This is a genomic window from Paractinoplanes bogorensis, from assembly GCF_018829635.1.
Lineage (GTDB): Bacteria > Actinomycetota > Actinomycetes > Mycobacteriales > Micromonosporaceae > Actinoplanes > Actinoplanes bogorensis.
On record NZ_JAHKKG010000029.1, the window covers coordinates 1 to 19365 of the forward strand.

16 protein-coding genes and 1 pseudogene are annotated in these 19365 nt (G+C 70.7%); 10 read left to right on the forward strand and 7 right to left on the reverse strand.

All coding sequences use genetic code 11. The features are described from left to right. Positions 1-1419 (reverse strand): annotated as a pseudogene (locus KOI35_RS46595) (hypothetical protein); the annotation flags it as partial. A gap of 133 nt (positions 1420-1552) precedes the next feature. On the opposite strand from KOI35_RS46595, the gene KOI35_RS46600 reads away from it, so the two are divergent. Beyond that, positions 1553-1972, forward strand: a complete 420-nt coding sequence (locus tag KOI35_RS46600) for a hypothetical protein (RefSeq protein ID WP_308121471.1) — start codon at positions 1553-1555, stop codon at positions 1970-1972. Between the two features lie 4 nt (positions 1973-1976). Here KOI35_RS46600 and KOI35_RS46605 read toward each other — a convergent pair whose 3' ends face one another. Genes KOI35_RS46605 through KOI35_RS46615 form a run of 3 tightly spaced genes read right to left on the reverse strand, consistent with a single transcriptional unit; the run spans position 1977 to position 5732 of the window. Continuing rightward, a complete protein-coding gene (locus KOI35_RS46605; protein ID WP_215796250.1) occupies positions 1977-3443 on the reverse strand; it encodes a GntP family permease in 1467 nt (488 codons plus the stop codon). A gap of 55 nt (positions 3444-3498) precedes the next feature. After that, positions 3499-4248, reverse strand: a complete 750-nt coding sequence (locus tag KOI35_RS46610) for a TetR family transcriptional regulator (protein WP_246614935.1) — start codon at positions 4246-4248, stop codon at positions 3499-3501. After that, the gene (locus tag KOI35_RS46615; RefSeq protein WP_215796252.1) at positions 4245-5732 is read right to left on the reverse strand and encodes a DHA2 family efflux MFS transporter permease subunit; all 1488 of its coding nucleotides are present in this window, start codon (positions 5730-5732) and stop codon (positions 4245-4247) included. Before KOI35_RS46615 ends, KOI35_RS46610 begins: the two co-directional genes overlap by 4 nt. A 53-nt stretch (positions 5733-5785) precedes the next feature. On the opposite strand from KOI35_RS46615, the gene KOI35_RS46620 reads away from it, so the two are divergent. The 4 genes from KOI35_RS46620 to KOI35_RS46635 all read left to right on the forward strand — a co-directional run bounded on the left by KOI35_RS46620 (position 5786) and on the right by KOI35_RS46635 (position 8232). Further along, complete coding sequence (locus KOI35_RS46620; RefSeq protein WP_308121472.1) at positions 5786-6619, forward strand: amidohydrolase family protein; 834 nt, start codon at positions 5786-5788, stop codon at positions 6617-6619. Between the two features lie 75 nt (positions 6620-6694). Next, positions 6695-6850, forward strand: a complete 156-nt coding sequence (locus KOI35_RS46625) for a hypothetical protein (RefSeq protein WP_215796254.1) — start codon at positions 6695-6697, stop codon at positions 6848-6850. 72 nt (positions 6851-6922) lie between these two features. Beyond that, positions 6923-7369: an EVE domain-containing protein gene (locus KOI35_RS46630; RefSeq protein ID WP_215796256.1), complete on the forward strand. Its 447-nt coding sequence runs from the start codon at positions 6923-6925 to the stop codon at positions 7367-7369. Next, positions 7366-8232, forward strand: a complete 867-nt coding sequence (locus KOI35_RS46635) for a PfkB family carbohydrate kinase (RefSeq protein WP_215796257.1) — start codon at positions 7366-7368, stop codon at positions 8230-8232. The genes KOI35_RS46630 and KOI35_RS46635 overlap by 4 nt, the downstream gene beginning before the upstream one ends. Before the next feature lie 40 nt (positions 8233-8272). On the opposite strand, the gene htpG is transcribed toward KOI35_RS46635, so the two are convergent. Further along, positions 8273-10102 carry a molecular chaperone HtpG gene (htpG, locus tag KOI35_RS46640; protein ID WP_215796258.1) on the reverse strand — a complete coding sequence of 610 codons (1830 nt, stop codon included), beginning with the start codon at positions 10100-10102 and terminating at the stop codon, positions 8273-8275. Positions 10103-10167: 65 nt separating this feature from the next. After that, the gene (locus tag KOI35_RS46645; RefSeq protein ID WP_215796259.1) at positions 10168-11451 is read right to left on the reverse strand and encodes a citrate synthase; all 1284 of its coding nucleotides are present in this window, start codon (positions 11449-11451) and stop codon (positions 10168-10170) included. Positions 11452-11614: 163 nt separating this feature from the next. On the opposite strand from KOI35_RS46645, the gene KOI35_RS46650 reads away from it, so the two are divergent. Both KOI35_RS46650 and KOI35_RS46655 read left to right on the forward strand, forming a co-directional pair. After that, complete coding sequence (locus tag KOI35_RS46650) at positions 11615-12460, forward strand: universal stress protein (RefSeq protein ID WP_215796260.1); 846 nt, start codon at positions 11615-11617, stop codon at positions 12458-12460. Beyond that, a complete protein-coding gene (locus tag KOI35_RS46655; RefSeq protein WP_215796261.1) occupies positions 12460-14709 on the forward strand; it encodes a putative bifunctional diguanylate cyclase/phosphodiesterase in 2250 nt (749 codons plus the stop codon). The genes KOI35_RS46650 and KOI35_RS46655 overlap by 1 nt, the downstream gene beginning before the upstream one ends. Positions 14710-14788: 79 nt before the next feature. Here the strand turns inward: KOI35_RS46655 and KOI35_RS46660 are convergent, their stop codons facing one another. Further along, a complete protein-coding gene (locus KOI35_RS46660) occupies positions 14789-15346 on the reverse strand; it encodes a hypothetical protein (protein WP_215796262.1) in 558 nt (185 codons plus the stop codon). 293 nt (positions 15347-15639) lie between these two features. Here KOI35_RS46660 and KOI35_RS46665 point away from each other — a divergent pair, with 293 nt between their 5' ends. The 3 genes from KOI35_RS46665 to KOI35_RS46675 all read left to right on the forward strand — a co-directional run bounded on the left by KOI35_RS46665 (position 15640) and on the right by KOI35_RS46675 (position 19216). Then, on the forward strand, positions 15640-16425 hold the full coding sequence (locus tag KOI35_RS46665) for an exodeoxyribonuclease III (RefSeq protein ID WP_215796263.1): 786 nt from the start codon (positions 15640-15642) through the stop codon (positions 16423-16425). A gap of 74 nt (positions 16426-16499) precedes the next feature. Next, positions 16500-18185, forward strand: coding sequence for a PP2C family protein-serine/threonine phosphatase (locus KOI35_RS46670; protein ID WP_215796264.1), 1686 nt, complete (start codon positions 16500-16502; stop codon positions 18183-18185). After that, positions 18182-19216: a cobalamin B12-binding domain-containing protein gene (locus tag KOI35_RS46675; protein ID WP_215796265.1), complete on the forward strand. Its 1035-nt coding sequence runs from the start codon at positions 18182-18184 to the stop codon at positions 19214-19216. Before KOI35_RS46670 ends, KOI35_RS46675 begins: the two co-directional genes overlap by 4 nt. Positions 19217-19365: the final 149 nt, after the last annotated feature.

Here is a 19365-nt window from a genome sequence, read left to right on the forward strand (position 1 = left end):
TGCGTCCCCGCTCGTTGCTGCGTCCCCGCTCGTTGCTGCGTCCCCGCTCGTTGCTGCGTCCCCGCTCGTTGCTGCGTCCCCGCTCGTTGCTGCGTCCCCGCTCGTTGCTGCGTCCCCGCTCGTTGCTACATCATCGTCTTTTGCTGCATCGTCGGCCGTTGCTGCATCGTCGTCCGTTGCTGTGGGGTCGCCCCACGTGTCGTCCGTGCCGTCGTCCCACATGTCGCGCGTGTCGTCGTCCCACGGGTCGGTCGGCGCCGCGCCGGCTTCTGTGCGCGTGGTGGTGCGCGGGTTCGTGCCGGCCTCCGTGCGCGGGGTCACGCCGGCGAAGGCGACGTAGCGCTTGCGAGCGGTCGCGCCGACCGTGGTGAAGTCGCCGACGACGCTGATCGAGCCGAGCTCGCGGCTGGTCGCGATCTGGCGGGTGCCGACCACGCCGTTGGCCTGCGGCGCCCACTCGAGCAGGTTGCCCTGGGCGTCGACCGCGGCCAGCTTGCCGCGCGGCACCGAGCCGTCGGTGCACACGCCCTTGACGCCGTTGTTGGTGGTCGTGCAGGCCTTGTCGAAGTGCCCGCCCACATAGGTCGTGCCGTCCAGCACGGCGATCGCCTGCGCGTCCCCGTCGAACACGCGCGTCCACCGGGTGCCGCCGGCCGGGGTGAACGACACCGCGCGGCCGCCCTGCCCGCCCAGCGCGGCATAGACCCCCGAGTCGTCGGCCGCGACCGCGAACACCTGCGACACCGGCTTGGGCAGGAACGTCTTGTCGAGCGCCCCGGTGCCGGGATCGACGGCCGACAGCCGCAGCGTCGAGCTCACGTTGTTGGTCTTGTGGAAGCGCCCGCCCACGTACAGGCGGTTGGTCGTCAGCGCGATCGAGTTGACCACGTCGTCGGTGGTCGGTGCCCACGTCTCGAGCCCGCCGGTGGCCAGCGAGAAGGCGGCCAGGTTGGACCGGGTCTGCCCGTCGACCGAGGTGATCCGGCCACCCAGGTAGAGCCGGCCGTTGCCCGCGGCGAGGGTGTTGGGCTGTCCGAGGATCGTGTGCCGCAGCGGGGTGAGCTGCCCGTTGGTCGCGCCGATCCCGGCCACCGCGTCGCGGGTGGTGCCGTTCACGTTGTCGAAGTCGCCGGCCGCGTACACGACGTCACCGGCGACGGCCAGGGCGCGGACGTTGGCGTCGGCGGTCGGCTTCCAGTCGAGGAGCGCTCCGGTACGGGCGTCGAGCGCGGCCAGACGCGTACGGGAAACGGTTTTACCGTTGACGATCGCGCTGGTGAAGTTGCCACCCACGAAGACGGTGGAACCGCGGTACGCGACGGCATAGACCGGGCCGTTGAACGACGGCGAGGACACCGGATCGGATGTGACCACCTCGGCCAGCGCGACACCGCCGGCCGCGATCATGACCCCGGCCACCGTGACCGTCAGGCTACGACGTAATACGCTTTTTCGGATGTTGGGCACATAGCCGGTTAACTACGGTCCCCCGATGAGGTTGCGCCCCGTTCACCCCTCGGTGCGGGCATCGACGACCGTTACCATGTGCCGGGTGAAAGCTCGCCTGCTCCCCCTGATCTTGACGGCCGGGCTGCTCGCCGGGTGCTCGGTCGAGGTGACGCCCGGCTCGATCCCGGTGCCGATCAGCATCGCGCCGGTGCCCTCGGCCTCGGCCGGCGTGCCGAAATACGTGTGCTCGGCGGCCTACAAGATTCTCACCGAGGGCGCCGTACGGCTGGCCGGATACGCGGCCGGCAGCGGGGACGACGCGGCGGCCGGCATGAAGCAGACGCTGGCCGACATGGCCGCCAAGGTCGAGCAGGAACGCGCCGCGGTGACCGATATCGGACTGCTGGACGCGCTGCAGAAGATCAGCGTCGAACTGCGGGCGGGCGCCGACCGGCCCGACCCACTGGCCTATGTGAACGGCGATTTCCAGACCGTCGGGCAGAAGCTCGACGGGCACTGCTGATCCTTTACACGAAGACGCTGAGCAGCATCACGCAGGCGAAGCCGACCACCGAGATGATCGTCTCCATCACCGACCACGTCTTGATGGTCTGCCCCACGGTCATCCCGAAGTATTCCTTGACCAGCCAGAACCCGGCGTCGTTGACGTGCGAGAAGAACAGCGACCCGGCCCCGATGGCCAGCGCCAGCAGCGCCACCGTCGGCTTGTCGAGCGACTCGGCCAGCGGCGCCACGATGCCGGCGGCGGTGATCGTGGCGACGGTGGCCGAACCGGTGGCGAGCCGGATGCCCACCGACACCAGGAAGCCGAGCACGAGCGCGTTGATGTTCGCGTCCTTGGCCGCGTCGGCCACCACGTTGCCGACCCCCGCGTCGACCAGCACCTGCTTGAAGCCGCCGCCCGCGGCCACGATGAGCAGGATCCCGGCGATCGGGGGCAGCGACCCGCCGATCACGGCCGACGTCTGCTGACGGTCGAAGCCGGCCCGCTTGCCCAGGCTCCACATCGCCAGCAGAAGCCCGGCCAGCAGCGCGACGACCGGCTCGCCGATCACCTCGAGGGCGCCGCGGACGCTGTTGCCCTCGGCCAGGGTCAGCTCGCCGACGGCGCGGGCCAGCATCAGCACGATCGGCACGAGCACGGTGAGCACGGCCGGCCAGAAGCCCGGGTTGCGCCGCTGCCCCAGCCGCTCGTCGACCAGCACGTCGGGCTTCTCGCCGGCCGGGTTGGCCACGTCGTCGCGGTCGACGAAGTCCTGCCCGCCCTGAGGTCCGCTGCCCGGCCGGTCATCACTACGCGCCAGCAGGGACGGCACCTCGATCGGCACCCGCTTGGCGATCCAGTTGCCGAAGACCGGGCCGGCGATGATCACCGTCGGGATCGCGCAGATCAGGCCGAACATCAGGGTCAGGCCGAGGTCGGCGTTCAGGTTGGCGATCGCGACCAGCGGCCCCGGGTGCGGCGGCACGAGACCGTGCAGCACCGACAGGCCGGCCAGGGCCGGGATGCCGATCCGGAGCAGTCCGATGTCCGTACGCCGGGCCACCAGCAACACGATCGGCACCAGCAGCACGACACCGACCTCGAAGAACAGGGGCAGACCGATCAGCGCGGCCACCCCGGCCATGGCCCAGGGCAGGGCCGAACCGGTGACGCTGTTGACGATCCGGTTGACGATGCCGTCGGCGCCACCCGACTCGGCGAGCAGCGCCCCGATCATCGAGCCGAGCGCGATCAGCAGCCCGACGTTGCCGACGGTGCTGCCCAGCCCGGCCGTGAACGAGTCGATCGTGTCGCCCGGCGACGCCCCCGCGACGATGCCCAGCGTGGCCGATCCGAGGATCAGGGCCAGGAACGGATGCCATTTCGCCCACGCGATGAGCAGGACCACGACCACGATGCCGAGAACGGCGGCGAGGACGAGCTGACCAGTTCCGGCATCGGTGATGGCCTCTGCTGCGACAGGCGTCATACCGCGCGGCGTACCCCACGTGAGGAACTTTCAACCCTGCGGACCGGTCACCGGCTCAGAGGCGGTCGAGGTGTTGCCGCAAGCCGATCAGGGCCTGCTTGACCCGGTCGAAGTCGTGGGCGGTGAAGCCGCCGGGGCGGCCGGGCGGCAGGAACGTCAGCGCGACCCCGACCACCATGCCGGCCAGCGAACGGGCGCCCTCGTCCTCGGGTGGCACGCCCAGGCGTTCGGCGATCACCGCGCTCAGCATGTCGAGCGCGCTGACGGTCTGTTGCAGCTGGCGGGCGGTCAGCTCGGGCACGGTGCGGAAGAGTCGCTGGCGGCGGTTCTCGCTCTCCCACTCCTCGGGGGTCAGGTGCTCGAACACCTGCCGCATGCCGACCAGCACCGCCTCGATCACCGGCATCCCGGCCGGCTGGGACCGGATCGCCTCGACGATCAGCGGGTCGTAGTCGTCGGTGAGCACCACGTCTTCCTTGGTCGGGAAGTAGCGGAAGAACGTGCTCGGCGACACCTCGGCCGCCTCGGCGATCTGCTCGACCGTGGTCGCCGCGTAGCCGTGCTCGGTGAAGAGCAGCATCGCCGCCTCGCGGATGGCGGCCCGCGTCTTCGCCTTCTTCCGCTCCCGAAGCCCGGCCGACGCTCCCAGCGCGCCCCGGGCGCCCGACGCCCCAACAGCGGCCGACGGCCCAGCAACGGCCGACGCCCCAACAGCGGCCGACACACCAACAACGGCCGACGCCGCACCAGCGGCCGACGCGACCGAGATCGTCGAATCGGACCCGGGGGCGGCGTCTGCGGTCATACGAGCGATTCTGCCAGCACCTCCGACTGCTCCCCGGCGGGCCGCGCGGGCATGACGAACAGGGCGAGCACCGCCCCCACCAGAGCGAGCGCCCCAGCCACGAGCAGAGAGCGGTCCATCCCGTACGCGAAAGCCGCCCGCACCGATGCACCCAGCGCCCCGTCCCCGGTCTGAGCGGCAAAGGCCACACCCGGCGTCACGCCCTCGCGGACGACCGCCGGGGCCGCGGCCAGATGCGACCGGTAGGCGGAGTTGAGCACGGCGCCCAGCACGGCCACCCCGACCGCGCCGCCGACCTGGCGCAACGCCTGCAGGAGCGCGTTCCCGATCCCGGCCCGAGCCGGAGTCAGCGCCCCGATGGCCGCGTTCAGGGCCGGCGGCATGGTCAGCCCGAGGCCGATCCCGGTCAGCGTGATCCACACTGCGATGTAGCCGTAGCCGGTGGTGGCCGTGGTCTGCGCACCGAGCAGCGACGCCACGGCGATCAGGCCGAGCCCGCCCGCGATGACCACCCGCGCACCGAGGCCGCCGGCCAGCTTCTCCCCCACCCGGGCGCCCAGGATCAGGCCGCCGATGACCGGGAGCAACCGGAGGCCGGAACCGAACGCGTCGTGCCCGCCGACCGCCGAGAACAGCTGGGGCAGCGAGAACAGCAGGCCGAGCATCGCGAAGCTGGCGATCGTGGCGAACACCGCCCCGCCGGTGAAGGCCCGGTTCCGGAAGAGCGCGAGGTCGACCAGCGGCGACGCCGCCCGCCGCTGCCGGAGCACGAACGCCGCCAGCAGCACCACCCCGGCGCCGACGGCGATCAGCGCCCGCGGGCCCCAGGAGGAGCCGGCTTCGATGATCCCGTACGTGAGCGCGACGAGCCCGGCCGTCGACAGCGCGACGCCACCGACGTCCAGACGCGACGAGACCCCGCGCGACGACGGCAACCAGATCGCCAGCGCGAGCACGCCCGCGATCACGACCGGCACGTTGATCAGGAAGACCGAGCCCCACCAGAAGTGGTCGAGCAGCCAGCCGCCGAGCAGCGGGCCGAGCGGGATGCCGAGCGCGCTCGCGGTGACCCAGATCGACATGGCCCGGGCCCGCTCGGACGAGTCGAACAGCGTGGTCAGAACGGCTCCGGAGAGCGGCATGATCACCGCTGCGCCCAGGCCGAGCACGGCGCGGGCGGCGATCAGCAGACCGGCCGAGGACGCGTAGGCGCAGGCGACCGAGGCGACGCCGAAGAGCACGAGCGCCCCGATCAGCATCCGTTTGCGGCCGAGCCGATCGCCGAGCAGCCCGGCCGGCAGCAGCGCGGCGGCCAGCACGAGCAGGTAGGCGGTGGTGAACCACTGCAGCTCACCGGTGGAGGCCTCGAGATCACGGGCGAGGGTGGGCAGGGCGACGCTCAGCACGGTGGTGTCCAGGCCCACGGCGAGCGTGCTCAGCGCCATCGCGGCGAGCGCGTACCAGCGCGAAGTGGAAGTCAACATTTTTTGATAGTAGCTGTCAGTTCGGAGCGACTGTCAAGATGTAGAGTGAGGATGTGCTGGCCGACATCCACACCCATTTCCTGCCCCCGCGCATGCAGCGCCGGGTCTGGGCCCACTTCGACGAGGCCGGTCCGCTGATCGGGCGGCCGTGGCCGATCACCTATCGCGGCGACGAGCAGGAACGGGTGGCCATCCTGCGCGGCCTGGGCGTCACGATGTTCAGTGCGCTGGCCTACGCCCATCGCCCCGGCATGGCGGCCGAGCTCAACGACTGGACCCTCGACTTCGCGGCACGCACCCCGGGCTGCCTGCCGAGTGCCACGTTCTTTCCCGAGCCGGGCGTGGAGGCGTACGCGGGGAAGGCTCTTGATCGTGGGACCCGGATCTGGAAGCTGCACCTGCAGGTCGGCGGCTTCGATCCGCGGGTCGCCGAGCTGGAATCGACGTGGGGCATGCTGGCCGAGGCGGGCACGCCGGTGGTCGTGCACGCCGGGTCGGGTCCGGTGCCGGCCGGCTTCACCGGGCCCGGGCCGATCGGCGAGGTGCTGGCCCGGCACCCACGACTATCGGTGATCATCGCGCACGCGGGCGCGCCCGAATACGCGGGTTTCCTCGAGCTGGCCGAACGCCACGAGCAGGTGCGGCTCGACACCACGATGGCGTTCACCGACTTCTTCGAAGAGATGGCGCCGTTCCCCCGCGAGCTCCGCCCCCGGCTTCGTGACCTCGGGCTGGCCGGCAAGGTGCTGCTCGGCAGCGACTTCCCCAACATTCCGTACCCCTACGAGCACCAGCTCGAGTCGCTGGCCCGCCTCGACCTCGGCGACGCGTGGATGGAGGCGGTCTGCTGGTCGAACGCACATGCCTTGTTCCCGCCGCGCGGGTGAAGGTGCGCGAAAGACGTGCGCGGACGTGCCACGATCATGTAAGCAGTCGGCCGGACGCGGAAGGGAGCCGATCTCATGAAGAAAGCCCTCGGCTGGATCGTGCTCGTTCTCGTCATCTTCTACATCGGCACCAACCCCGGACCGGCGTCGGACATCGCGCGCGGCATCGGGGACGGCATCGCCGAGGTGTTCCGCAACGTCGGAGTGTTCGTACGCGAACTCGCCACCTGACCGACCCGCATCGGACGAGTGTTCCTGTGCGAACCCGCCCCCGGAGCAGCGAGCACTGACCAGACTGGCGGGATGGCGCACTGGCTTCTCCAGCACAACCCGGCGCGCGGCGCGTGCGGCAGCGGCGACTGGGTGATCCGCCGCTACCGCGATCTGATCACCGCCGGCGACGACGTGGCCCTCTGGCACAGCGGGCGTAGCGGCGGCGTGGCCGCGGTCGGCACCATCACCGAGGCCCCGCGCGATTCGGTGATCGTGGTCAGCTTCGCGCGGATGTTCGCCAACCGGCCCATCCCGCGTGAGGTGCTCAAGGCGGACGAGCGTTTCCGCGACGCGCTCGTGCTGCGCATGGCCGGCGGCGGCAACCCGTTCCCGCTCACGCCCGCGCAGTGGCAGGCGATCACCGAACGCATCCCGCCCGAGCACCAGTTCGTCGCGGCCACCGTGCGGGGTGCGGCGGCGCTGGCGGCGGCCGGAGCGACGGCGATCCGCGAGGCGGTACGCTCGGTCGCGGAATGATCCTCTGCGTCGGGCTGGCCACCGTCGACCTCGTCTACCGGGTCGATCGGATGCCCGGCGTGGACGAGAAGGCCCAGGCCCGCTCGGCCGAGGTCGCCGCGGGTGGTCCGGCCGCCAACGCCGCGGTCACGGCCGCCGCGCTGGGCGCGCCGGTCACACTGGTCACGGCGATCGGGGCGCATCCGCTGGGTGCGCTCATCCGCTCCGATCTGGAGGCTTCCGGCGTCCGCGTCGTCGACGCGGCCCGGCATTCCGACGCCCTGCCACCGATCTCGACGGTCGTGGTCGTCGACGGCACCGGCCAGCGCACCATCGTCAGCCGCAACGCCGGTGACCTGGCCTACGGCGTACCGGAAGAGGGTCTGCCGCCGGCCGCCGTGACCCTGGTCGACGGCCACCATCCGGTGCTGGCCACGGCCGCCGCCCGATCCGCGACCAGGCTGGTGGTCGACGCCGGTTCGTGGCGACCGGTCTTCCACGACATTTTCCCGTACGCCGAGGTGGTCGCCTGTTCGGCCACGTTCCGCCACCCCGCCGCGGAAAACCGGCCGGCCACGGAAAGCCACCGGAGCACGATCGCGGGAATCGACGCCGCCACCGCCACCGCGATCGGCGCCCCGACCGTGGTCGTCACGCACGGCCCCGACCCGGTCGCCTGGTTCAGCGGTCCCCGGTCCGGAACGGTGCCGGTTCCGCCCGTCGAAGCGGTCGACACGGCCGGCGCCGGAGACGCCTTCCACGGCGCGCTGACCCACGCACTCTGGACGAACGCGCCCCTGGAAACGGCACTGCGCGAAGCGATCCGGGTCGCCGGAGTGCGGGTGCGACACTCCGGCGCCCGGAACTGGCTCAGCGCCCTGTAGAACCGTCCAGCTTCCCCACCCGTACGGGAAAACGGTCTTGTCAGACGGTCTTGGCCAGGCGGTCGGCCAGCAGCTTGGCGAACCGGGCCGGGTCGTCCAGGTCGCCGCCCTCGGCCAGCAGCGCCGTGCCGTAAAGCAGCTCGGCCGTCTCGGGCAGCGCCGGATCGTCGGCCCGCGCCTCGTACGCCGTCCGCAACCCACTGACCAGCGGGTGGTTCGGGTTCAGCTCGAGGATCCGCTTGACCCGCGGGCCCTCCTGCCCCATCGCCCGGTACATCTTCTCGAGCGCCGGCGTGATGTCGTCGGTGTCGCTGACCAGGCAGGCGGGCGAGCTGATCAGGCGGTGCGACAGGCGCACGTCCTTGATCTGCTCGGTCAGGCTCTCCTTGAGGAAGGTGAGCAGCGGCGCGAAGTCACCCTCGGGCTCGGGCTCCTCGTTGTCCTTGGGCAGGTCGACCGAGCCGCGCGCGATCGACTGGAGCTTCTTGCCGTCGTAGTCGGGGACGGCCTCGACCCAGATCTCGTCGACCGGGTCGGTGAGGATCAGCACCTCGTAGCCCTGCTGCTGGAACGCCTCCATGTGGGGCGAGTTCTCGACCTGGGAACGGTTCTCGCCGGTCAGGAAGTAGATCTCGTCCTGGCCCTCCTTCATCCGCTCGACGTAGGCGGTGAGGGTGGTCGGCTCGGTGCCCGCGGTGGACGAGAACGTCGCGACGTCGAGGATCGCCTTCTGGTTGTCGGAGTCGTTGAGCAGGCCCTCCTTGACCGCCCGGCCGAACTCACGCCAGAACGTGGCGTACTTCTCCGGGTTGCCGGCCAGCAGGTCCTTGATGGTCGAGAGCACCTTCTTGACCAGCCGGCGGCGGATCATCTGGATGTGCCGGTCCTGCTGGAGGATCTCGCGCGAGATGTTCAGCGACAGGTCGGCCGCGTCGACCACGCCCTTGACGAAGCGCAGGTAGTCGGGGATCAGCTCGCGGCTGTCGTCCATGATGAAGACGCGCTTCACATAGAGCTGCAGGCCGTGCCGGGAGTCGCGCTGGAACAGGTCGTGCGGTGCACGGGACGGCAGGAAGAGCAGCGCCTCGTACTCGAAGGTGCCCTCGGCCTTCATGTTGATGATCTCGAGCGGCTCGGACCAGTCGTGGCTGATGTGCCGGTAGAACTCGTGGTACTCCTCGTCGGACACCTCGGACCGCGGCCGGGCCCACAGCGCCTTCATCGAGTTGAGCGTGTCGTCGCCCATCCGGATCGGGAAGGCGATGAAGTCGGAGTACTTCTTGACGATCTCGCGGATCTTCCAGTCATCGGTGTAGTCGTAGAGCGCGTCCTCCTCGTCCTTCGGGCGCAGGTGGACGGTGACCGTGGTGCCGATCGGGGCGTCCGGCTCGTCGTCGATCGAGTAGGTGCCCTCGCCGGTCGACTCCCACCGGGTGCCGTGGCCCTCGGTGCCGGCCTTGCGGGTGACCAGCGTGACCTTCTCGGCGACCATGAACGTCGAGTAGAAGCCGACACCGAACTGGCCGATCAGTTCGGGGCTCTCCTTGGCCTCGCGCAGCTTGGTCAGCAGCTCGGCCGTGCCCGACTTGGCGATGGTGCCGATCAGTTCGACGACCTCGTCGCGGGTCATCCCGATGCCGTTGTCGCGCACGGTCAGGGTGCGCGCCTCTTTGTCGGCGGCGAGCTCGATGTGCAGGTCGGAGGCGTCCGCCTCGATCCCGTCCTGCAGCGTGGCCAGGCGCAGCTTGTCCAGCGCGTCCGAGGCGTTCGAGATGAGCTCGCGCAGGAAGATGTCCTTGTTCGAATAGATCGAGTGGACCATCAACTGCAGCAACTGCCGAGCTTCGGCCTGAAACTCCAACGTCTCCATGCCCCGATGTTACGAAAACGCCCCGCCGGAATTCCGGCGGGGCGTCATCGGGTCGTTCGAACGGCTCAGCGCTTGTCGATCGCGATGAACTCGCGCTCGGCGGCACCGGTGTAGAGCTGCCGCGGGCGGCCGATCTTGTTGGCCGGGTCGTTCATCATCTCGGTCCACTGCGCGATCCAGCCGGGCAGCCGGCCGAGCGCGAAGAGCACCGTGAACATGGTGGTCGGGAAGTTCATGGCCTTGTAGATCAGGCCGGTGTAGAAGTCCACGTTCGGGTAGAGCTTGCGCGAGACGAAGTAGTCGTCGTTGAGCGCGATCTCTTCCAGCTGGAACGCGAGATCGAGCAGGGGGTCGGGCTTGTCGAGGGTGGCCAGCATCTCCTGCGCGGCCTTCTTGACGATCGCGGCCCGCGGGTCGTAGTTCTTGTAGACCCGGTGGCCGAAGCCCATGAGCTTGACGCCTTTTTCCTTGTTCTTCACTCGCGTGACGAACGAGGCGACGTCGCCGCCGTCCTTCCGGATCTGCTCGAGCATCTCGAGCACCGCCGCGTTGGCCCCGCCGTGCAGCGGGCCGGAGAGCGCGTTGATGCCGGCCGAGACCGAGGCGAACAGGTTGGCCTGCGCCGAGCCGACCAGCCGCACGGTCGACGTCGAGCAGTTCTGCTCGTGGTCGGCGTGCAGGATGAACAGCATGTCCAGGATCTTGGCGATCTTGGGGTCGACGTCGTACTGCACGGTGGGCAGGCCGAACGTCATCCGGAGGAAGTTCTCGACGTAGTCGAGGGTGTTGTCCGGGTACGGCAGCGGATGGCCGATGGACTTCTTGTAGGCGTACGCGGCGATGGTCGGAAGCTTCGCCATCAGCCGGATGCCCGAGATCTCGACCTGCTCGGGGTCGAGCGGGTCGAGCGCGTCCTGATAGAAGGTCGAGAGCGCGGTCGTCGCCGACGACAGCACCGCCATCGGGTGCGCGTTGCGCGGGAAGCCGGAGAAGAAGGTGCGCATCTCCTCCTGCAGGAGCGTGTGCACCCGGATCTTGTCGGCGAAGTCCTTGAGCTGCTGCGGCGTCGGCAGCGCGTCGTGCATCAGCAGGTACGAGACCTCGAGGAACGACGACTTCTCGGCCAGCTGCTCGATCGGATATCCGCGGTAGCGGAGGATGCCGGCGTCACCGTCGATGTAGGTGATCGTCGACGTGGTCGAGGCGGTGTTGACGAAACCCTGGTCAAGGGTGACGAAGCCGGTCTCCTTGAGGAGGGCGCTGACGTCGATGCCGCCCGGACCCTCGACCGCTTCGCGCACGGGCATCGACAGCTGACCGCCGGGGTGGTCGAGCTTGACATCCGTCATGTATTTCCCTCACTTCACCGGCAGATGTCCCAGAAATTGTGAAGTTCACCGTAAACCCTCAACCTGAATGGGTCATCAGGCGGCTCCCTGCTGAGGGATTGATCACGAAGAGTGGCGAACCTGTATAGATAATGGTTGTAGTCGAAGGCGGAGGTGCGCAACGATGCCTAATCCGAGTCCGTCACCTGTTGTCGTCGGGGTGACCGGCACGTCGGCCGGACTCGCCGCCGTGCGCCTGGCCGCCCGCGAAGCCGTCTCGCGCGATCGTGACCTGCGGATCGTGCACGCCTTCACCTGGAAACATCCCAGCCTCGAGCAGATCGACCACCGGGCCCGCCGGACGGCCGCACGCATCGTCGACGCGGCGGTCGCCACTGCCCAGCGTTCCACACCCGGCGTGCGGGTGACAGGTCAACTGGTCGACGGGTTGCCCGACCGCACCCTGCTGCGCCTGGGCCGCACGGCCGAGATGCTGGTGCTCGGCGACGACGACCTGGCCACCACGCCGTGGCTGCCGTCGGGTTCGGTGCTGGTGCAGACCGTGGCCCGCGCCTGGTGCCCGGTGCTGGTGGCGCGCGGGCCACGCCCCCAGGCCGGTCCGATCCTGGCCGCGGTGGACGGCTCGGAGGCCGCGCTGCTCGGCCTTCGCCTGGCCGCCGCCGAGGGCGCACGGCGCAACGTGCCGGTGGTCGTCGCCCACGTCATCGAGGACGACGAGGAGCAGGCCCGCGAGATCGTGGACCGGGCCGTCGAGGCTGTCCCCGAACTCACCGACTACTCGGTGCGACTGCTGACCGGCGCGGTCGGCCCGACGCTGGTGCGGGCCACGAGCCGGGCCCGGGTGACCGTGCTGGGGCCGCGCGGCACGCACGACGCGGGGCTGCTCGGTTCGGTCGCCCGGACGGTGCTGCGCCGTGCGGCCAGCCCGACCCTGTTCGCCCACGGCAGCCCGCTCCCGGCGCCGGCGCCCCGCTCAGTTACGGAGGTGTACAACCGAACGGGGAGTTGATGACCGAAAAGTGGCGGCTGTTCGCGGCAGCCGGGCTCGCGGCGTCCGTGGCGTACCTGGTGAGCTCGAACCCCACGGTCGATGCCGCCTGCGTGCTGCTGATCGGTGCGGGCACGATCACTGCCTGTTTCACCGGGCCACGCCGGCGGGGCGCCGAGCCCGCCGTGGCCTGGCCCCTTCTCGGCTCGTCGGCCCTGCTCTGCCTGATCGGCGTGGTCCTGCGCCCGCTCGTCGACGACCTGCCCGGCCTGTGGCCGATGCTCTCCGATCTGGCCACCGTCCCCGGTTACGTGCTGCTCGTGGCGTTCCTGGCCGTGCTGCTGCGCCAACGGCAGAGCCTCGAACGGCACGCGCTGCTCGACGGGCTGATCGCCTGCGTGGCGGGCGCGCTGGTGGTGATCCTGCTGCTGGCCGCGCCGGCCGCCGCCGTCACCGGCCGTCCGGCGGCCGAGTCGGTGCTGGCCGGGCTCTATCCGCTGGTCGACGTGGTCGTCGTGCTGCTGGTGGTCAACCTGACGTTCACCACCACCACCTGGCCGGTCAGCCTGGTCACCCTGCTCGGCGGGATGATCTCGCTGCTGGCCGGGGACCTCGCGTACGCGATCATCGGCATCACCGGCCTCACCTACGCCTCACCCGCGTTCGACGTGCCCTTCCTGGTGGCGTACGTGCTGATCGGGGTCACCGCCCTGCACCCCTCGGTCACCCGCCTCGGGCAGGCCTCGCGACCGCCCGTGCAGGCCTGGTCGGCCGGCCGGATCGCGCTGCTGGCCCCGGCCCTGGCCAGCCCGTTCGTGCTGCTCCTGGTGCTCGCCGACAGCACCCGGGCCGAGCGCGTGACGATCGCCGTAGCCGGCACCCTGATCGCGGCCCTGCTGCTGGCGCGGGCCGTGACCGCGGTCCGGTCCCAGGTGGCGGCCCAGCGGCGGGCCGAGCACCAGGCCATGCACGATGCGCTGACCGGCCTGCCCAACCGCTACCTGATCACCGAAGAGGTGGCCCGGATGCTGGGCGGCTCCGAGCCGGTCTGGGTCTTCCTGCTCGACCTCGACGGCTTCAAGTACGTCAACGACGGCTGGGGGCATGACACCGGTGACCAGCTGGTCATCGAGGTCGGGCGGCGGCTGCGCGAGTGCGTGCCGGACGATGTCGCGGTGGCGGCGCTCGGCGGCGACGAGTTCATGCTGGCCGCGCTGCGCGACGAGGAGCACGCCCGCACTTTGACGGCCGACATTCAGAACTGCTTTTCCCGTACGTTCGGAGTGCGCGGCACCGAGCTGACCATGACCTGTTCGATGGGGATCGCGTCGGCCACCGGTGCGGCGGGGCGTCCGGGCGACGTCGCCGAGGCCCTGATGCGCGACGCCGACACGGCCATGTACCGGGCCAAGGCCGAGGGCGCGGGCAGCACCACGGTGTTCGACGCGGCCATGCACGACCGGGTCCGCGAACGGATCGAACTCGAGGTGTCGCTGCGCCAGGCGCTCGAATCAGGGCAGCTCAGCGTCGCCTACCAGCCGATCGTCGACCTGGCCACAGGAGTGCCGGCGGGCGCCGAGGCGCTGGTCCGCTGGACGCATCCGGAGCGCGGGCCGATCTCGCCGGCCACGTTCATCCCGATCGCCGAGGAGGCCGGGCTGATCACCGCCCTGGGCGACTTCGTGCGGCAGGAGTCGCTGCGCCAACTCGGCGAGTGGCGCGCCGACGGCACCGTCGGCGACGCCTTCTACGTCTCGATCAACGTCTCCGGGCGTCAGCTCACCGACCCCCGGCTGGCGCTGATGGTGTCGTCCGAGATCCTCCGGTACGGCGTACCGGCGCGCTGCGTCGCCATCGAGATGACCGAGTCGGTGCTGGTCGACGCGTCCGGCGTTCCCGGGCGGGTGCTGTTCGAGCTGCGCGAACTGGGCTGCCAGGTGCTCATCGACGACTTCGGCACCGGGTTCTCGGCGCTGGGCTACCTGCGGCGGTTCCCGATCACCGGCATCAAGATCGACCGCTCGTTCGTGATCGGGCTCGGGCAGAGCCCCGAGGACGACGAGATCGTGCGGGCGGTGGTCACGATGAGCTACGCGCTCGGGCTGACCGTGATCGCCGAGGGCGTCGAGACCCGGCTGCAGCGGGACGCGCTGGCCGCGGTGGGCGTGACCAGGGGGCAGGGGTGGCTGTGGGGACCGGCCGTGCCGCCGGCCGAGTTCGCCCGGCACTGGCACGTGGCCGGCACGGCTGCCTTGACCGGCCGGGACTGACGCTGTCGCCGAACTCGTACATCCCCGTGCTTCATCCCGCCGGGACTGACGCTTTCGGGAGCTCGTACATCCCCGTGCCTCACCCCGCCGGGACCGGCGACTTGGGGAACTCGTACATCCAGAAGGACTGCGAGTCGATCCGGGTCGACACGGCGTGCCCGGCGATCCGGTCCAGCACCTTGCCGATCATCTCGGGCAGCTCGTGCACGTCCTCGTTGTAGGTGCAGACGTCGATGAACACCAGCCCGTCGGCCGCCTCGACCGGCTTGTACATCTCACGCATCAGCTTGATGAACACCCCGCGACCCCGGCTGCCCTGCCGTACGCCGACGAAGTGGACGAAGAACAGGTTGTTCTCGGCGTACCGGGTGGGCCAGTGGTGCCGGAAATAGTCGGGTGAGATCAGTGGCGCGGCATGCAGGTCGGTGGTCATCACGGCGAGCCCGACGACACCCTCGTCGTCCTGGACGACGTACTTGTCGTTGCGCTTGTCCGCCATGAGCTCCTCGAACTCGTGGCGGTAGAGCATGTGCCGGTTGACCGCCAGGACCCGCAGCTCGTCGAACGTGTCCCGGTAGAACTCCCAGGCCGCGTCGAGGAGGCAATCGGGCAGCGCCGGCGTCGCGTCCACTCGCATGCTGCCAAACCTGCCATCACGACTGGCATCGTGTGCGCGACTCGGGCATTATTCGCTGACCGGGATCTCGCAGTAACGCGGATCACACGGCACACGGGGTTCGTGCTCTGATTCGGTCGTCCTTGGGAGACACAGCATGGCGACACTGGTCGGCTCCGAGGGGGCCGTGGTGTGGATGGTCGCGGTGTTGTTCGCGCTGATGCTGGGTCTCGGCCTGGCACTTCTGGCCGCCACCCGCGCGACTCGCCGGTTCTGAGGCGGCGCCCGGCCGCCCGATGGGGCAGGCTGGGCGGATGCGCTTCGCCACATGGAACGTCAACTCGGTCAAGGCCCGGCTGCCGCGCCTCCTGGAGTGGCTCGGCACCACCAAGCCGGACGTGCTGTGCCTGCAGGAGACCAAGGTGGCCGACGACGCCTTCCCGTCCGCGGAGGTTCGCGACCTCGGGTACGACGTGGCGGCGTACGGGCAGGGACGCTGGAACGGGGTCGCCCTGCTGTCGCGAGTGGGGTTCGACGACGTTCGCAAGGGATTCCCCGGCGAACCCGGCTTCCCCGATCCGGAAGCACGCGCCATCAGCGCCGTGTGCGGCGGAATCCGCTTCTATTCGATCTACGTGCCGAACGGGCGCACGCCCGACGACCCGCACTACACGTACAAGCTGTCCTGGCTGGCCGCGCTGCGGGACGTCCTGGCCGGCGAGGTCGACGCCGGCCCGCTGGTGGTGGCGGGCGACTACAACGTCGCCCCGACCGACGACGACGTGTGGGACCCGTCGGTCTTCGCCGGCGCCACCCACGTCACCCCGCCGGAGCGCGAAGCGCTGGCCGGATTGCGAGCCGTCGGCCTCCAGGACGTGGTCGGACGCCCTCTCAAGGGTGACCACCCGTTCACCTATTGGGACTACCGGGCCGGAATGTTCCACATGAACAAGGGCATGCGGATCGACCTCGTCTACGCCACTGCCTCGGTGGCCGGACGGGTCACCGATGCGGTGGTCGACCGCGAGGCACGCAAGGGCAAGGGCCCGAGCGATCACGCGCCGATCGTGGTGGATCTCGACTCCGGATCGAACACCTGACCGAGCCGATCGGTCGATGAGCACGTAGTGTCGCGGTCAAGAGGTTCGCCGGGCGGGGAGAGACAGGGGGAATCATGACAGCGCAATCGCCGGCCGTGGCCGGCGAACGGCTGATCGACGGGCCCGCGCCCGCTCTGCTCCGCGCCACGCTGCTCCGCGCCGCGCTCGACGCCGCGAGCGAGGCGGTCCTGTTGTGCGACGCCGCCGACGACACCATCCTGATGGTCAACGCGGCCGCTCAGCAGCTGGTGCCGGGCCTGACCACGGGGGTGACGGCCGTCGACGGCCCGCTGCCCGGTCTGGCCGGTGCGCTCGCGGCCGGTGACGACTCCTTCACCGACGTCTACGCGGACCGCCACCTGCACGGACGCCGCCGCGCGCTCGGCGACGACCACTACGGGTGGTATCTGCGCGACCGAACCGATGAGGTCAACCGGGCCGACGCGCTGCGGGCCGAACGGGCCCGCACGGCCTTCCTGGCCGAGGCCGGCCGCCGCCTCTCCTCGACCCTGCACCAGGGCCGCTGCCAGCGGATCACCGCCGAACTCGCGGTCGCCCACCTGGCCGACGCGGCCGTGGTCGTGCTGCCGGTCAACCGGCGGCAGAGCCAGTGGGTACGCCTCGTGGCCGGCGGCACGATCGAAGAGGGCACCCTCCGCGAGAAGGTGCTCGGCGAGGTGCCCGGGCTGGTCGAGGCGCTCGGCGGGTTCCCGCCCATCCCGAGCAAGTGGCTCGACGCGTCCCAGGCGCCCGACTGGCTGCTGCCCGGCGAGTTCGGTGCCCTGCTGGTCACTCCCCTGCCCGGCAACGCCGAGCCGGCCGGGGCGCTGATTCTGGCCCGTCGCGGCGCCGGCGCCGAGTTCGGCCCGGAGGACGAGATCCTCGCCCGCATCTTCGCGGCCCGGGCCGGCGCCGCCATCTCGGCCGCCGGGCTCTACCGCGAACAGGTCGACACCACCGCGGTGCTGCAGGCCGACCTGCTGCCACCCGACCTGATCCAGCCCGACGGCTTCGAACTGATCGGCTCCTACCAGGCCGCCCGCGAGGCGCTGCGCATCGGCGGCGACTTCTACGACGTGTTCGGCCCGACCGACAGCAGCGACGACACGGTGATCGCGCTCGGCGACGTCTGCGGCAAGGGTCCCGAGGCGGCCGTGCTCACCGGCAAGGTGCGCCAGACGCTGCGCGCGCTGCGGCTGGTCGACGCGGCCCCCGACGAGATGCTGCACGTGCTCAACAAGGCCCTGCTCGAGTCGGGCCGGCAGCACCGGTTCGTCACCATGGTGGTCGGCTCGGTCAGCCGGGTCGAGCACGGCCGGGTACGGCTCACCCTGGCCACCGGCGGGCACCCTCCGCCGCTGGTGCTGCGCGGCGACGGCCGGGTCGAAGAGGTGCCCACCAGCGGCACCCTGATCGGCGCGGTCCCCCGCACGGTGGTCAACCCGGCCCAGGTCGAACTCGCCCCGGGCGAGTTGTGCCTGCTCTACAGCGACGGCCTGACCGAGGCCCGCGGCGGCCCGACCGGCGACGAGCAGTTCGGCGAGGCCCGGCTGCGCGACGCCCTGGCCGAGTGTCAGGGCCTGCCCGGCGTGGCCACCGTCGAACGCGTACGGCAACTGGTCAGCGACTGGGTCCACGGCGGCACCCGCGACGACATCGCGATGCTGGCCGTCCGCGCCCCGGCCCGGGCCCAGCTCAGCCTCTACAGCAACGCCTCGCCGTTCGCGATCGACGAACGGCGCGTGCGGGCCCGCTCATGAGCGTCGCCGCCCGCCGGTCCCTCGACGACCCCGGCCTGCACGACGAGTTCCTCGGCCTGGTCGGCGAGGGCGACGAGTTCGGCGCCGTAGAACTGGTGACCACGCTGCTCGACGACGGCGTCACCCCGCAACGCGTGATGATGGAGCTGATCGCCGGCACCCAGACCCGGGTCGGCGAGCTGTGGGCGGCCAACGAGTGGACGGTGGCCCGCGAGCACGCCGCGACCGCGATCAGCGAACGCGCCTTGGCCGCGGTGGCCGCCCGCAGCACGGTCCGGCCGACCCGCGGCCGGGTGGCGATCGCCTGCGTCGACGGCGAATGGCACGCGCTGCCGACCCGCATCCTGGCCGAGATGCTGCGCCTGGACGGCTGGCGGGTCGACTACCTCGGCGCCAACGTGCCCGGCCCGCACCTGATCACCCACCTGCACCAGACCGGCCCCGACGTGGTCGCGCTGAGCTGCATGATCGCGACCCGGCTGCCCCGCGCGCACGCCGCGATCACGGCCTGCAAGGCGGCCGGGGTGCCGGTCATCGCGGGCGGGCGGGGCTTCGGCCCGGGTGGCCGCTATGCGCAGCATCTGGGCGCGGACGCGTGGGCGGCGGGCGCCGAAGAGGCGGTGCAGCGACTGGCCCGGCACTGGCCCCCGCACCAGCCGGACCCCCAGCTGTCGGCCTACCTGGGCGACGAGGAATACACGTACGTGGTGCGCAACCGCCCCGAACTGATCAGCACGGCCATGCACCGGCTGACCGAGGCGTACCCGGCGATGCGCGACTACAACCAGCGGCAGCGGGACTCCACCGCCGAAGACATGGCGCACATCGTCGACTTCCTGGCGTCGGCGCTGTACGTGAGCGAGACCTCGATCTTCACCGACTTCGTCGAGTGGACCAACGGCGTCCTGCAGGCCCGCGGGGTGCCGCCGGTGGCGCTGCGGGTGGGCCTCGAGACGGTACGCGCGCAGCTCCGCGACTACCCCACGGCCACGGCCGTGATCAGCGCCGGAATCCGCGTGCTGGGCGAGTAGCGCGGCGCTGAGCCGAACCGGCGCGCTGAGCCGAACCGGCGCGCTGAGCCGAACCGGCGCGCTGAGCCGAACCGGCGCGCTGAGCCGAACCGGCGCGCTGAGCCGAACCGGCGCGCTGAGCCGAACCGGCGCGCTGAGCCGAACCGGCG

Bases quoted from the DNA above. Each gene is read 5' to 3' on its own strand.
- KOI35_RS46605 (WP_215796250.1), bottom strand. From the start codon at position 3,443: ATGACGCCTGTCGCAGCAGAGGCCATCACCGATGCCGGAACTGGTCAG.
- KOI35_RS46610 (WP_246614935.1), bottom strand. From the start codon at position 4,248: ATGACCGCAGACGCCGCCCCCGGGTCCGATTCGACGATCTCGGTCGCG.
- KOI35_RS46615 (WP_215796252.1), bottom strand. From the start codon at position 5,732: ATGTTGACTTCCACTTCGCGCTGGTACGCGCTCGCCGCGATGGCGCTG.
- KOI35_RS46625 (WP_215796254.1), top strand. From the start codon at position 6,695: ATGAAGAAAGCCCTCGGCTGGATCGTGCTCGTTCTCGTCATCTTCTAC.
- KOI35_RS46630 (WP_215796256.1), top strand. From the start codon at position 6,923: ATGGCGCACTGGCTTCTCCAGCACAACCCGGCGCGCGGCGCGTGCGGC.
- KOI35_RS46635 (WP_215796257.1), top strand. From the start codon at position 7,366: ATGATCCTCTGCGTCGGGCTGGCCACCGTCGACCTCGTCTACCGGGTC.
- htpG (WP_215796258.1), bottom strand. From the start codon at position 10,102: ATGGAGACGTTGGAGTTTCAGGCCGAAGCTCGGCAGTTGCTGCAGTTG.
- KOI35_RS46645 (WP_215796259.1), bottom strand. From the start codon at position 11,451: ATGACGGATGTCAAGCTCGACCACCCCGGCGGTCAGCTGTCGATGCCC.
- KOI35_RS46650 (WP_215796260.1), top strand. From the start codon at position 11,615: ATGCCTAATCCGAGTCCGTCACCTGTTGTCGTCGGGGTGACCGGCACG.
- KOI35_RS46655 (WP_215796261.1), top strand. From the start codon at position 12,460: ATGACCGAAAAGTGGCGGCTGTTCGCGGCAGCCGGGCTCGCGGCGTCC.
- KOI35_RS46660 (WP_215796262.1), bottom strand. From the start codon at position 15,346: ATGCGAGTGGACGCGACGCCGGCGCTGCCCGATTGCCTCCTCGACGCG.
- KOI35_RS46665 (WP_215796263.1), top strand. From the start codon at position 15,640: ATGCGCTTCGCCACATGGAACGTCAACTCGGTCAAGGCCCGGCTGCCG.
- KOI35_RS46670 (WP_215796264.1), top strand. From the start codon at position 16,500: ATGACAGCGCAATCGCCGGCCGTGGCCGGCGAACGGCTGATCGACGGG.
- KOI35_RS46675 (WP_215796265.1), top strand. From the start codon at position 18,182: ATGAGCGTCGCCGCCCGCCGGTCCCTCGACGACCCCGGCCTGCACGAC.